This is a genomic window from Streptomyces sp. NPDC001700, from assembly GCF_053596435.1.
The window spans coordinates 58,411-72,105 of record NZ_JBSFGE010000026.1 but is presented as its reverse complement, the minus strand read 5'-3'; the positions used below and the strand labels follow the sequence as shown (position 1 = coordinate 72,105).

Here is a 13,695-nt window from a genome sequence, read left to right as displayed (position 1 = left end):
TCTGGGCCACCGGCACCCACCACGCACCCAGGCGCACCCACCCGGCTACAGGGCCGTCAGGCCCTCGGCCTCCGCGCCTCCGCTCTCCGCCACGATCTCCGCCACCGTCTGCGGCTTCCGTACCTCCGCGAAGCGGACCGCCTGATCACCGGCCACGTATCCGTACACCCCCGGCCTCGGCAGGCTGTTGTAGGCGAAGTGGTTGGAGAAGTAGTACGCCCCCGTGTCCAGCAGGCCCACCAGGTCGCCCGCCGCCAGCTCCGGCAGGGCCCGGTTCTCGGCCACCAGGTCGCCCGCGAAGCAGCACGGGCCCGCGATGTCCTGGGTGACCGGCCCGCCGGGGTCGGTGCGCTTGGGGTGGCCGTCCGCGTCGTACGCGGCGACCCGCAGCGGCCAGGAGGAGGGGGCGAAGACCGTACGGGTGGCCAGCTGCGCGCCCGCGTGCGTCACGGCGATCGGGCGCCCGCCCGCCGACTTCGCGTACTCGACGCGCGCCAGCACCACGCCCGACTTGGCGAGGAGCGACCGCCCGAACTCAGTGACCAGCCCGTACCGCCCGTCGAGGAGCCCCGGCACGGTGGCCCGGAGGAGCCGCGCGTACTCCCGGTAGCTGGGTGTGACCTCGTCGGACGTGAAGTTCACGGGGAGGCCGCCGCCGATGTCGAGGGTGTCGATCTGGCGGCGGCCGATGGTCTCGTTGATCTCCTCGGCGAGTTCGTACGCGGCCTGGACGCCCGCCGCCATCAGCTCCAGCGGGCAGCCCTGCGAGCCGACGTGGGCGTGCAGCCGGGTCAGCCAGGGGCGCTCGGCGAAGGCGCGTACGACCCAGTCGCGCGCCCCTACGTCGCGCAGTGCGACCCCGAACTTGGAGGTCGCCGTGGCGGTGCTGAGCGCGCCGATGCTGCCGCCGCCGACCTGCGGGTTGACCCGCAGGCCGAGCGGGGAGCGGGGGTGGCCCGCGCCCGCCACGAGCGCGTCGAGACGGGCCAGCTCCTGCGGGTTGTCGGCGTTGAGGGCGATGCCCAGGTCGAGGGCTTCGCGCAGTTCGGCGGGGGTCTTGGCGGGCGAGTCGAGGACGATGCGGTCGGGACCCACCCCGGCGGCCCGGGCGAGGGCCAGCTCCCCGGGGCTGGCCACCTCGCAGCCCAGCCCCTCGTCGGCCAGCAGCCGCAGGACGGGCACGAGCGCGGCGGCCTTCACGGCGAAGGCGTGCAGCACGGGCGTGCCGGGCGCCACGACCTCATCGAACGCCGCCCGCAGCTCGGCGGCGGCGGCGCGGATGCCGGTGACGTCGAGCAGCCCGACGACAGGCTGCCCGTCCCCGAGCAGCCCCTGCTCGACAGCGCCGCGCACGGCCTGCTCCCGCCGCTCAACGGCGCTGCCCGGCCCCGAACCCAGATGCGCACTCATGCCCTCACCCAACCACCCGACCCGCGAAGCGTGCCAGGCCACCACCACGCCCCCGCCTGCCCACACCGTTCCGGGCCAGGCCACCCGGCTGCCCCGGCCCCCAGGGCGGGTGGCCCGGCTCGACTCCGCGGCGGGGCGCGGGCATGGCCCGCTGTGTTTGCCCGCACCGGTCCGGGGCCAGCGCGGCGGCGGGGCACCCCGCTCACAGCTCCACCAGCACCGCCCCCACATGGCGACCCTCCAGTAGCTCGACCAGGGCGCGGGGGGCCTGGTCGAGGCCGGGGAGGCGGGTGTGGGGGTAGGTGATGGCGCCCTCGCGCAGCGCGCGGCCGAATTCGCGTACGTACGCGGGCAGCGCGTCCGGGTGGTCGTAGCCGCTGATGCCTCGGAGCGTGACGCCGCGGGCGATGAGGGCGAGGGTGCTGATCGGGGTGGTGGCGAGGGCGTCGTCGGACAGCTGGGCGGCGAGCGCGCCGACGATGGCGAAGCGCGCCCTGCGGCGGGCCAGGGCGAGGGCGGCGCGCAGTTGCTCGCCGCCGACGGTGTCGAACAGGACGTCGATGCCGTCCGGCGCCGCCGCCCGCAGCTGCTCCTCGATGGGGCCCGCGCCCCGGATCACCGCCGCGTCGTAGCCCAGCTCCCCGATGAGCCGGTCGGCCTTCGCTCGGGAGCTGGTGGAGCCGATGACCCGCGCGGCGCCGTGGAGCCGCGCGAACTGCCCGGCCAGGGTGCCGACGCCACCCGCCGCCCCGGTGACGAACACTGTGTCGCCGCGCCGCACCCCGGCGCCCCGCACCACGCCCAGCCAGGCGGTGAAGCCCTGCGAGAGGTACGCGGCGGGGTCGGGCAGGGCGTCGGGGTCGAGCGGCCGCGCCTCGGCCGCGTCGAGTACGGCGTACTCGCGCCAGCCGCAGCGGTGCTGTACGAGAGCACCGCAGGCCAGGCCAGAGCCCGGCTCGGCGCTGATCACCTCGCCGATCGCCGGGCCCCGCATGACGTCGCCGACCCGGCTCCGCAGCTGCGGCAGGCCGAGCGCGCCGGGATCGGCCGAGGCGAGCGGGCGCATGGCGGCGGCGACGCTCATCAGCCGGTTCCGCACCAGCACCTGGCCGGGGCCGGGCGTGGCCAGCGGGGCGTGGACGACCTCGAAGTGGTCGGTGGTGAGCGGCGCTTGGGGCCGGGGCCGGGCGGCGAGGCGCACCTCGCGATGCGTACGGGGCAGGGGCACGGCAGGACGCTAAGTCCTGGCGCCCGCGCCCCGCGCACGCCTCTCCGCGCACGCCCCTCGGTGGAACCACCCGGGTGTATGCCGCCCTCGCCCTATTGACTAGCTATATTCATCGCATTCAAGATGTGAATAACTCGATCCAGTCGACGGCAGGGAGGCATGGCCCATGTCAGGACCGCGACCCGTACGGGCCCCGCGAGGTACGGAGCTGAGCGCCCGGGGATGGCAGCAGGAGGCCGCCCTGCGGATGCTGCAGAACAACCTCGACCCGGAGGTCGCCGAGCATCCCGACAAGCTCGTCGTCTACGGCGGCACCGGCAAGGCGGCCCGCGACTGGCGTTCGTTCGACGCCATGGTCCGCACGCTGCGCACGCTGAAGCAGGACGAGACGATGCTCGTCCAGTCGGGCCGTCCGGTCGGCGTGATGCAGACCCACGAATGGGCGCCACGCGTCCTGATCGCCAACTCCAACCTGGTCGGCGACTGGGCGAACTGGGAGGAGTTCCGCCGCCTGGAGGCGCTGGGCCTGACCATGTACGGCCAGATGACCGCGGGCTCGTGGATCTACATCGGCACGCAGGGAATCCTCCAGGGCACGTACGAGACGTTCGCGGCCGTGGCGGAGAAGAAGTTCAACGGCACGCTCGCAGGAACGATCACCCTCACCGCCGGTCTCGGCGGCATGGGCGGTGCCCAGCCGCTCGCGGTCACCATGAACGACGGCGTCGCGATCTGCATCGACTGCGACCCGCGCGCCATCGAGCGCCGCATCGAGCACCGCTATCTGGACGTCCGCGCCGACAGCCTGGACCACGCCCTCCAGCTGGCGACCGAGGCGCGCGACGCCCGTCGCCCGCTCTCCATCGGCGTCCTGGGGAACGCGGCCGAGCTGGTCCCGCAGCTGCTCGCGATGAACGCGCCGATCGACATCGTCACCGACCAGACCAGCGCCCACGACCCGCTCGCGTACCTGCCCATCGGGGTCGACTTCGACGAGATGGCCTCGTACGCCGCCGAGAAGCCCGCCGACTTCACCCAGCGGGCGCGCGAGGCGATGGCCCGGCACGTGGAGGCCATGGTCGGCTTCATGGACGCGGGCGCCGAGGTCTTCGACTACGGCAACTCGATCCGCGGCGAGGCCCAGCTCGCGGGCTATGAGCGCGCCTTCGCCTTCCCCGGCTTCGTCCCGGCCTACATCCGGCCGCTGTTCTGCGAGGGCAAGGGCCCGTTCCGCTGGGCGGCGCTGTCCGGCGACCCGAAGGACATCGCGGCCACGGACAAGGCGCTCCTCGACCTCTTCCCGGAGAACGAGTCCCTCGCACGCTGGATCAAGATGGCGGGGGAGCGGGTCCACTTCCAGGGCCTGCCCGCCCGCATCTGCTGGCTCGGCTACGGCGAGCGCGACAAGGCGGGGGAGCGGTTCAACGAGATGGTCGCCGACGGGACGCTCGCCGCCCCGCTGGCCATCGGCCGCGACCACCTGGACTGCGGCTCGGTGGCCTCCCCGTACCGCGAGACCGAGGCCATGCTCGACGGCTCGGACGCGATCGCCGACTGGCCGCTGCTGAACGCCATGGTCAACGTCGCCTCGGGCGCCTCCTGGGTCTCGATCCACCACGGCGGCGGCGTCGGCATGGGCCGCTCGATCCACGCGGGCCAGGTGACGGTCGCCGACGGCACGCCGCTGGCGGGCGAGAAGATCCGCCGCGTCCTGACGAACGACCCGGGCATGGGCGTGATCCGCCACGTAGACGCAGGCTACGACCGCGCCGACGAGGTAGCCGCCGAGCGAGACGTCAGGATCCCCATGAGGGAGACCGAGGAGTGACTGTTGTGGGCAACAGTTCCGCCGGGCGGAACGGGTGGGCACAACCCACCCACGCACCCGCACCCGCCCCTGAAACCCCGTCGTTCCACGAGATGTGGCGCGACCTGACCCCCATCGGCCGCAACGGCACCACGAACGGCTACCGCCGCTACGCCTGGACCGCCGCCGACACCGACTGCAGGGCCTGGTTCCAGGCCCAGGCAGAGACCCGCGGCCTCACCTACGAACTCGACCGCAACGGCAACCAGTGGGCCTGGCTAGGCGACCCGGAAGCCGGAAACGCCGTGGTCACCGGCTCCCACCTGGACTCCGTCCCCGACGGCGGCGCCTTCGACGGCCCCCTGGGCGTCGTCTCGTCCTTCGCCGCCCTGGACGAGCTACGGGCCCGCAACGCAAAACCCACCAAACCCCTCGCCATCGTGAACTTCGGCGACGAGGAGGGCGCCCGCTTCGGCCTGGCCTGCGTAGGCTCCCGGCTCACCGCAGGACAGCTCGACAAGGACCGGGCGCACACCCTCCGGGACGCGGACGGGATCACCCTGCCGCAGGCCATGGAGCGCGCCGGGTACGACCCGGAGGCCATCGGCCCGGACCCGGAGCGCCTGGCCCGCATCGGCGCCTTCGTGGAGCTGCACATCGAGCAGGGCCGAGCCCTGGACGACACAGAAAACCCCGTCGGCGTCGCGTCCGCGATCTGGCCCCACGGCCGCTGGCGGTTCGACTTCCACGGCGAGGCCAACCACGCCGGGACGACCCGCCTCGACGATCGCCGTGACCCCATGCTCACGTACGCGAACACGGTGCTCGCGGCCCGCAAGAAGGCCCGTATCGCGGGAGCCCTGGCGACCTTCGGCAAGGTCGGCGTCGAGCCCAACGGGGTGAACGCGATCGCCAGCCTGGTGCGCGGCTGGCTGGACTCCCGGGCGCCCGACGAGGAGACCCTGGCCGCCGTCGTCGGCGAGATCGAGCGCGCGGCGGTCGAGCGCGGGCAGCGCGACGGGGTGGACGTCCGCGTTACCCGGGAGTCCTTCACCCCCGTCGTGGAATTCGCCCACGACCTCCGTGACCAGCTGTCGGGCCTGCTCGGCGGCGTGCCGGTCCTCCCCACCGGGGCCGGACACGACGCGGGCATTTTGTCCGCGTCGGTTCCGACCGCCATGCTGTTTGTAAGGAACCCCACCGGCGTCTCGCACTCACCCGCGGAGACGGCGGGCGAGGATGACTGCCTCGCCGGTGTGGCCGCGCTCGCGCAGGTACTGGAGGGGTTGGCGTGTCACTGACGGCGCAGACCTACTGGGCGGAGTACGCCTGGCTGGACGGCCAGGTGGTGCCGGACGTGGTCATCGTGGTGGCCACGGACGGGCGGATCAAGGCCGTGCGGCCCGGGAGCCCCGCACAGCACCCGGCCGGGTCCGTCACCCTGCGCGGGCTGACCGTCCCAGGGCTGGCCAACGCCCACAGCCACGCCTTCCACCGGGCCCTGCGCGGCATCGTGCAGGCGGGCGCCTCGGCGCGCCCGTCGGGCGGCGCCGCCCCGGACTCGTTCTGGACCTGGCGCACGCTGATGTACGAGGTGGCCGACCGGCTCACCCCGGACAGCTACTTCGATCTCGCGCGCGCCGTGTACGCCGAGATGGCCATGGCGGGCATCACCTGCGTCGGCGAGTTCCACTATCTCCACCACGCGCCCGGCGGCAGCCGCTACGCCAACCCCAACGCCATGGGGGAGGCCCTGATCGCGGCCGCGACCGAGGCCGGTATCCGCATCACCCTCCTCGACACCTGCTATCTCTCCTCCGGTTTCGGGGCGGAGCCCAATCAGCACCAGCTCCGCTTCTCGGACGGCACGGCGGACGCCTGGGCCGAGCGGGTCTCCGCGCTCAAGGGCGACGGCAACACCCGGATCGGGGCCGCGATCCACTCGGTGCGGGCCGTCCCCGTCGATCAGCTGGCGACCGTCTCCGGCTGGGCCGAGGGGCAGGCGGCGCCGCTCCACCTCCACCTGTCCGAGCAGACCGCCGAGAACGACGCCTGTGTCGAGGCGCACGGCTTCACCCCCACCCGGCTGCTCGCCGACCACGGGGTACTGGGCCCGCGCACGACCGCCGTGCACGCGACCCACCTCACCCCCGGCGACATCCGGCTGCTGGGTCAGTCGGCCACCGGCGTGTGCATGTGCCCGACCACCGAGCGTGACCTCGCCGACGGCATCGGCCCGGCCGCCCAGCTCAGCCACGCGGGCTCACCGCTGAGCCTGGGCAGCGACAGCCACGCCGTGATCGACATCCTCGAAGAGGCCCGCGCCATGGAGCTGGACGAGCGGCTGCACACCCGCACCCGCGGCCACTGGACCGCCGCCCAGCTGCTGCGCGCCGCCACCGCCGACGGCCACGCCGCGCTCGGCTGGGGCGCGGACACCGGCCGGATCGAGGTGGGCGCGCTCGCCGACCTCACCACGATCGCGCTGGACTCGGTTCGTACGGCGGGGCCGCCACCCCGGCTGGGCGCCGAGACGGCGATATTCGCGGCGACCAGCGCGGACGTCCGGCACACCGTGGTCGGCGGCCGCCATGTCGTACGGGACGGGGCCCACCAGCTCGTCCCGCGCGTGCCCGAAGCACTGGCCGAGGCCATCGCGGCCCTGCACGCCTGACACCACGGCCGACAACACGCCTGACGACCAGGCCGACCAGGCCAGCGACACCGGCCAGATTGACCACGCCGACCAGGCCGAGCCGGTTGATGAAGGAGAAAGCCCCCACCATGACCACCGCCACGGACACGGCCGCGACCCCCACCACGACCGCCCTCACCCACATCTCCAGCCTCGTCACCAACGACCCCTCCCTCGGCGAAGGCCCCCTCGGCCTGATCCAGGACGCCGCGGTCGTCATCGACGGTGACCGCATCGCCTGGGTTGGTGAGACAAGCAAAGCACCCGCCACTGACAACCGGGTCGACGCGGCGGGCCGGGCCGCCATCCCGGGCTTCGTCGACTCCCACTCCCACCTGGTCTTCGCGGGCGACCGCACGCAGGAGTTCAACGCCCGGATGTCCGGCCGGGCCTACAGCGCGGGCGGCATCCGCACCACCGTGGCCGCCACCCGCGCCGCCTCGAACAACGTGCTGAACGCCAACGTCGCCCGCTATGTGGTGGAGGCCCTGCACCAGGGCACCACCACCCTGGAGATCAAGTCCGGCTACGGCCTCACTTCGGAGGACGAGGCCCGCGCGCTGTCCATCGCCGCCGCCCACACCGACGAGGTGACCTTCCTCGGCGCCCACATCGTCGCCCCCGAGTTCGCCGACGACCCCGCCGCGTACGTCGACCTCGTCACCGGGCCGATGCTCGACATGTGCGCCCCGCACGCCCGCTGGGTCGACGTCTTCTGCGAGCGCGGCGCCTTCGACGGCGACCAGGCCCGCGCCGTCCTCACCGCGGGGAAGGAGCGCGGGCTCATCCCGCGCGTCCACGCCAACCAGCTCTCGTACGGCCCGGGTGTGCAGCTCGCCGTCGAGCTGGGCGCGGCCTCCGCCGACCACTGCACCCATCTCACCGACGCCGACGTGGACGCGCTGGGGCAGGGCGACACGGTCGCCACGCTGCTGCCCGGTGCGGAGTTCTCGACCCGCTCGACCTACCCGGACGCGCGACGGCTGCTGGACGCGGGCGCCACGGTCGCGCTGTCGCCTGACTGCAACCCCGGCTCGTCCTTCACCAGCTCGATGCCGTTCTGTATCGCCCTGGCCGTACGGGACATGGGGATGACCCCGGACGAGGCGGTCTGGGCGGCCACCGCGGGCGGCGCGCGGGCGCTGCGCCGCGACGACGTGGGACGGATCGCCCCCGGCGCCCGGGCCGACCTCGCGCTGCTGGACGCGCCCTCCCACGTCCACCTCGCCTACCGCCCCGGCGTACCGCTGGTCTCGGCGGTCTGGCGCGCGGGCACCCTCGTCTGACACGACATCAAGGAAAGAGGGCACGAATAAGGACCCGTCCCGGCAAGCGGGGGCGGGCCCTTACCCGTCTGCGGAAGCGTTACTCCTCGATCATCAGTCCCTTGCGGAGCCGACGGAGGGTGCGCGACAGCAGCCTGGAGACGTGCATCTGAGAGATGCCCAGTTCCTCGCCGATCTCCGACTGCGTCATGTTGGCGACGAAGCGCAGGGAGAGGATCTGCTTGTCACGGGCGGGCAGATCGGCGATCAGCGGCTTCAGCGACTCGACGTACTCGATGCCTTCGAGCCCGTGGTCCTCGTACCCGATGCGGTCCGCCAGCGCGCCTTCGGAGTCGTCCTCCTCCGGCTGGGCGTCCAGCGAGCTGGCGGTGTACGCGTTGCTCGCGGCCATGCCCTCGACGACCTCGGCGGTGGTGATGTCCAGGCGCGCGGCCAGCTCGGTCACGGTCGGCGCGCGGTCGAGCCGCTGGGCCAGTTCGTCACCGGCCTTGGCCAGGTCCAGCCGCAGCTCCTGCAGCCGCCTGGGGACGCGCACGGACCAACTCGTGTCCCGGAAGAAGCGCTTGATCTCGCCGACGATGGTCGGCATCGCGAAAGTGGGGAACTCGACGCCACGGCCCGGCTCGAACCGGTCGATGGCCTTGATGAGGCCTATGGTGCCGACCTGGACGATGTCCTCCATCGGCTCGCTGCGGGAGCGGAAGCGGGAGGCGGCGAACTTGACCAGGGCCAGGTTCAGCTCGACCAGGGTGTTTCGGACGTAGGCGTACTCGTGGGTGCCTTCTTCGAGCGCCTCGACGCGCTCGAAGAGCGTCTTCGAAAGGGCCCTCGCGTCGACCGGACTCACCGTCTCAAAAGACGGTATCTCCGGCAGATCAGACAATTCGGTCAGTTCGTCGTAGGAATATCCGGCGAGCGCCTGGGCATCCGCATCAGGGACGAACTGTTCGGGTACGTGAGCCTCGGGTACGTGAGTCGACGAGACGGTGGCCCTGGTACTCCAAGACGGGTCGGTACGCGAGTCGTCGAGCTGGGGTGACATAGTCTCCTCCGTCGTTCTCGGCATATGGCTGCCGATGCCATGACGTGCTGCTCCGGTGAGCGGCGCCTCCAAAGCCGGGCCGTGGGTTCGATTGTGTTCCTCCTACGCCTACCCGTATTCAGTGGTGCGTGGCAAGTCCACGTTGTCCATATTTGCCGAACTATGCGAAATGTTCGGCTACCGGAGGACCGGTCAAGGGCGTAAGGTTCGTTGCGCGCAATCGAAAGCAACGAGACGCCAGAAGAGGTGCGCACATGGACCGCGGGATGGTCGGCAGCGCCAGCAAGGGCCGGCTCCAGGTCGAGGTTCGGCACCACGGGGCGAGCGCGGTCGTGACACCGACGGGGGAGTTGGATCACCACACCGCCGAGGTGCTGCGAGAGCCGCTGGAGCAGTGCGTGGAAGGGGGGCGCGTGCGACTGGTGGTGGATTGCTCACATCTGGAGTTCTGCGATTCCACCGGGCTCAATGTGCTGCTCGGCGCGCGCCTGAAGGCCGAGGCCGAGGGCGGTGCGGTCCACCTGGCCGGGATGCAGCCGGTCGTTGCCCGCGTCTTCGAGATCACCGGCGCGGAGGCCGTCTTCACGGTCCACGAGTCCCTTGACGCAGCGCTTGTCGAGTGATCTCCGCCACTCCTGATTCCGGTGTGTCGGCAGGGTGTCATCGGGGCGTTGTCCGCGTCACACGAGCCCTACCGGAGAAGTGGGTGTTCTCACGCTTTGACCGGGCAGGAGACAGGCTGAAACTGTTGAAGAGATCAGGTATCCCTTGTCCCTGAATCGGTGAATCGGTGAGGTGAAGCGCTGATGAGCACCACCCGGCCGTACCCGCCGGGCGACCGCGGCCCGGATCCGGACGGCCCTGCCGCTTCGGCTGCCCCACCGGCCACTCCTCCCCCTGGGCCGATCCGCCAGCTCCGCAGGCTCCATCTGATCGGAGCCAGCGGCGCCGTGCCGCGCGCCCGGGATTTCACGCGCGAGGCGCTGCGTGACTGGGGCTGGCTTCCGGCCGCGACCGCCGATCAGCGGGCCGCCGCGGAGGATGTGCTGCTCGTCGTCTCGGAGCTGGTCACCAACGCCTGTCTGCACGCCGACGGCCCCGAAGAGCTGCGGGTCAGCTGCAACGCGAAGGTGCTCCGCCTCGAAGTGGTGGACCTCGGCACCGGTACGCCCGCACCCCGCACCCCGCACCGCGCCGGGCGTCCGGGCGGCCACGGGATGTTCATCGTGCAGCGGCTGTGCCTCGACTGGGGGGTCGTGCGGAACGCGGAGGGGTCCGGCAAGACCGTATGGGCCGAGCTGGCTGCGCCCGCCTGAAGAGCGCGGCCCCGGCCCCTCTCCGCTCAGCCCCTCTCCGCCCGGGCGCTGAGCGCCCTCTAGCCCCACGCCGATTCGGCGTGCTCTGTGTCTTCCCTCGACAAGGTCCCCGGCGTACTGTCGGCGCCCGATCTGATGTGCCGTCAGTTACATTCGGCTGCGGCGCTTGACGAGAGGGGATCTCAGGTGTCCCAACCCCAGCGCCGCGCGGCCGGCCGTGGCGGTGCCCTCACGTTGGCCGCGGCCGTGGCCGGTTCGGCGGTACTGCTCACCGCTCCGGCCGCCCACGCGGCCACGGTGGACGTCAACTACCAGTGCAAGACGCCGATCGGCGACAAGAGCGCCGTATCGCCGATCGACATCAAGAGCACTCCGAGCGGCGGTGGCTACAAGCTCACGATGTCCTTCGAGAAGGGCGTCTCCTCCAGCCCCGTGGAACTGGGCAAGGGGGCCATGCATCCCAGCGCGCTCATCAAGCTGGGCGGCGCGGAGACCGGCACCGTCTCGGTGTCGGGTCCCGCCAACGACCAGGCCGTCCCCGCCAATACGCCCATCAAGATCAGCACGCTGACGGGCACGTACACCCCCAAGAAGAGCGGCAAGGTCACCTTCACCGCCGGGGTCCTGACCATCAAAGCGCTGGGTACGACCACGACCTGTACCCCGGGCAACAACCCCAAGCCCTCGCTGACCCTCGACGTCACCGCCCCGGGCGGCAGCGGCGGCTCCGATTCCACCGGCGGTACGAGCGGCAGCGGCGGCACCAGCACCGGCGGTACGGACAGCACGGGCGGTACGGGCAGCACGGGCGGCACCGGCGGTACGAGCAGTACCGGCGGCACCGGCAGCACCGGCGGCGGCCAGCTGCCGCAGACCGGACCCGCCGACTCCGCCATCGCGCTCGGCACTCTCGGCGGAACGGTGCTCCTCAGCGGAGCCGCCGGGGCGCTCTGGCTGACCCGCCGCCGGCGAAACACCCCCTAGGGCGGCGATGCCGTCCCGTACCGGCGCCGCGTTACGCGCGGCCGCCGCCGTCACCGTTGCCGCGGTGCTGCTGGGCGCGCCCCCGGCACCCGCCGCTGCCGCAGGACTCGGCTGGTCGGCGGCGCCCGCGCCCGGCGCGGGCACCGCATCGGACGCCGCCGACCGGCCGTACTTCTACCTGGAGGGACGGCCCGGCACCGTCCTCCACGACAAGCTCTCGGTCACCAACAAGGACAAGCGCCCCCACACCCTCCGGCTCCGCGGCGAAGGGGTCGGGGGAGCGTGGATCGCGTTCGCCGCGCGCACGGTCAGCGTTCCGGCCCGCACCCGCGCCGATGTCCCCTTCACCATCACCGTCCCGCCCGACGCGGCGCCCGGTGACCGCTCCGGCACGCTCGTCGTCACGGGCGGCGGCCACCGGACCGCCGTACGGACGCATCTGCGGATCAGCGGCGCCACGCTGTCCGCGCTCTCCGTCGAGGACGTACGGGTCGTACGGACCGGGGGCGGCGGCGGGGCGGCCATCCGCTACGCGGTCGTCAACCGTGGCAACACCGAGCTGACGCCACGGCTGGCCGTACGCGCCGACGGCCTCTTCGGCGCGGTGCTGCGCCGGGACGCCCGCACCCTCCCCGTCCAGGTGCCGCCGGGCAAGCGGGTGCGGCTCACCGAGCGCTGGCCGGACGCCCCCGCCCTCGACGCGGTGGACGTGAAGCTCACCGTCACCGCGGGCGGCGGCGCGCACGCGGCGGCCTCCGCCACCTACACCGCCGCCCCCGGATGGCTGCTCGCCGCCTCGGCGGCCACGGCGCTGGGCGCGGCGGGCGGCGGCACCTGGCTGTTCCGCAGACGCAGACGCGGCGGGAATCGAGCAGGCGAGCCAGGGGTGGTGAGCGCATGAACGCCGGGACGCGCCACCGTCGCTACGCAGGCTTGCTGGCCGCCTGGCTCACCGCGCTCGCCCTCGTCCTGCCCTCCCCGGGACCCGCCTTCGCGGCCGACGACGGCCCGGCCGCGAAGGTGTCCCGGGAGCAGGCGGGCAAGGGCGGCACGGTCACCGTGAGCGGCACCGGCTGGCGGCCGCGCGCCCTGCTGACCCTGCTCATCTGCGGTCAGAACATGATCGGCGGCACCAACTCCTGCGCCAACGCCGAGGGCAGGGCGGTCACCACCGCAGCGGACGGCACGTTCCGCCGGACGCTGCCGGTCGCCGAACCGCCCAAGCCCTGCCCCTGTGTCGTCCATGTCGCGACCGTGACCGGCGAAGCCGCCGCCGTGGACGTGGCGTTCAAGGTCGCCGGGCATCCCGTAGCGCCCCTGCCCGAGCAGCGCACCGGAGGTGAACGGCTCAGCGTGCTCTCCGCGCGGCTCGACGGTTCGAGCGGGCTGCTGACCTGGTTCGGCGCGCCACCGCAGCGGCGGCTCGTCGTCACCGTCGGCAATCTCGGCTCGACCCCGGCCCGCGATCCGGTCTTCCAGGTGGGCACCTCGCACGGCGTCTTCGCTCCCGAATGGGAGGAGCAGCAGTGGCGGGGCACCATCAAGCCGGGGCAGAAGGCGCAGGTCAAGCTGCCCGTCGAGTTGTCGGCGGGCGCGCACGGCGACTATCAGGTGTCGCTCAAGTACGGGCGCAAGGTGCTCGTCGAACAGCCGTGGGGCGTGGGGCGGCCCTGGGGCGTGACCCTCTTCTGGATCCTGCTGTGCGTCGTCGTCCCGGCGGCGGTCTTCCGTATCGGCATGGCCGTCGTGGACAAGGCACGGCCGCGCACACCCCCGCCCGCGAAGCCCACCAAGGCCGCGAAGGACACCGAGGCCGCCCTGCCCTGGTTCACCCCGGACACGCTGCCGGGGACCCCGACGCACCACCTGTCCGCATCGTCCGAGGAGAACCGACCGAACCCGAAGGGAACGACGTGAGGACGCGACG

The 13,695-nt window shown here is 72.6% G+C and carries 12 protein-coding genes; 9 read left to right on the top strand and 3 right to left on the bottom strand.

What is annotated here, in order from left to right:
* Nucleotides 1-45: 45 nt before the first annotated feature.
* Both ACWC5C_RS34330 and ACWC5C_RS34325 read right to left on the bottom strand, forming a co-directional pair.
* On the bottom strand, nucleotides 46-1,410 hold the full coding sequence (locus ACWC5C_RS34330) for a diaminopimelate decarboxylase (RefSeq protein ID WP_450881922.1): 1,365 nt from the start codon (nucleotides 1,408-1,410) through the stop codon (nucleotides 46-48).
* 202 nt (nucleotides 1,411-1,612) lie between these two features.
* The gene (locus ACWC5C_RS34325) at nucleotides 1,613-2,638 is read right to left on the bottom strand and encodes a zinc-binding dehydrogenase (protein WP_450881920.1); all 1,026 of its coding nucleotides are present in this window, start codon (nucleotides 2,636-2,638) and stop codon (nucleotides 1,613-1,615) included.
* 166 nt (nucleotides 2,639-2,804) lie between these two features.
* Here ACWC5C_RS34325 and hutU point away from each other — a divergent pair, with 166 nt between their 5' ends.
* The 4 genes from hutU (at nucleotide 2,805) to hutI (ending at nucleotide 8,426) form a co-directional block, all read left to right on the top strand.
* Nucleotides 2,805-4,466, top strand: a complete 1,662-nt coding sequence (gene hutU / locus ACWC5C_RS34320; protein ID WP_450881918.1) for a urocanate hydratase — start codon at nucleotides 2,805-2,807, stop codon at nucleotides 4,464-4,466.
* Nucleotides 4,467-4,558: 92 nt separating this feature from the next.
* The gene (locus ACWC5C_RS34315) at nucleotides 4,559-5,746 is read left to right on the top strand and encodes an allantoate amidohydrolase (protein WP_450882011.1); all 1,188 of its coding nucleotides are present in this window, start codon (nucleotides 4,559-4,561) and stop codon (nucleotides 5,744-5,746) included.
* Complete coding sequence (locus ACWC5C_RS34310; protein ID WP_450881916.1) at nucleotides 5,737-7,119, top strand: formimidoylglutamate deiminase; 1,383 nt, start codon at nucleotides 5,737-5,739, stop codon at nucleotides 7,117-7,119. Before ACWC5C_RS34315 ends, ACWC5C_RS34310 begins: the two co-directional genes overlap by 10 nt.
* Before the next feature lie 110 nt (nucleotides 7,120-7,229).
* Entirely contained in the window at nucleotides 7,230-8,426 is a 1,197-nt protein-coding gene (gene hutI, locus ACWC5C_RS34305) for an imidazolonepropionase (protein WP_450881914.1), read from the top strand.
* Nucleotides 8,427-8,505: 79 nt separating this feature from the next.
* On the opposite strand, the gene ACWC5C_RS34300 is transcribed toward hutI, so the two are convergent.
* Nucleotides 8,506-9,468 carry an RNA polymerase sigma factor SigF gene (locus tag ACWC5C_RS34300; RefSeq protein ID WP_450881912.1) on the bottom strand — a complete coding sequence of 321 codons (963 nt, stop codon included), beginning with the start codon at nucleotides 9,466-9,468 and terminating at the stop codon, nucleotides 8,506-8,508.
* Between the two features lie 254 nt (nucleotides 9,469-9,722).
* Between ACWC5C_RS34300 and ACWC5C_RS34295 the strand changes: the two genes are divergently transcribed.
* From ACWC5C_RS34295 to ACWC5C_RS34275, 5 genes are all read left to right on the top strand, one after another.
* Complete coding sequence (locus tag ACWC5C_RS34295; protein ID WP_009717368.1) at nucleotides 9,723-10,091, top strand: STAS domain-containing protein; 369 nt, start codon at nucleotides 9,723-9,725, stop codon at nucleotides 10,089-10,091.
* A gap of 183 nt (nucleotides 10,092-10,274) precedes the next feature.
* Complete coding sequence (locus tag ACWC5C_RS34290; protein WP_450881910.1) at nucleotides 10,275-10,784, top strand: ATP-binding protein; 510 nt, start codon at nucleotides 10,275-10,277, stop codon at nucleotides 10,782-10,784.
* Nucleotides 10,785-10,970: 186 nt separating this feature from the next.
* The gene (locus tag ACWC5C_RS34285; protein ID WP_450881908.1) at nucleotides 10,971-11,768 is read left to right on the top strand and encodes an LPXTG cell wall anchor domain-containing protein; all 798 of its coding nucleotides are present in this window, start codon (nucleotides 10,971-10,973) and stop codon (nucleotides 11,766-11,768) included.
* A 7-nt stretch (nucleotides 11,769-11,775) separates the two neighbouring features.
* A complete protein-coding gene (locus ACWC5C_RS34280) occupies nucleotides 11,776-12,669 on the top strand; it encodes a COG1470 family protein (RefSeq protein ID WP_450881906.1) in 894 nt (297 codons plus the stop codon).
* Nucleotides 12,666-13,685: a neocarzinostatin apoprotein domain-containing protein gene (locus ACWC5C_RS34275; protein WP_450881904.1), complete on the top strand. Its 1,020-nt coding sequence runs from the start codon at nucleotides 12,666-12,668 to the stop codon at nucleotides 13,683-13,685. The genes ACWC5C_RS34280 and ACWC5C_RS34275 overlap by 4 nt, the downstream gene beginning before the upstream one ends.
* The last annotated feature ends 10 nt before the right edge of the window (nucleotides 13,686-13,695 follow it).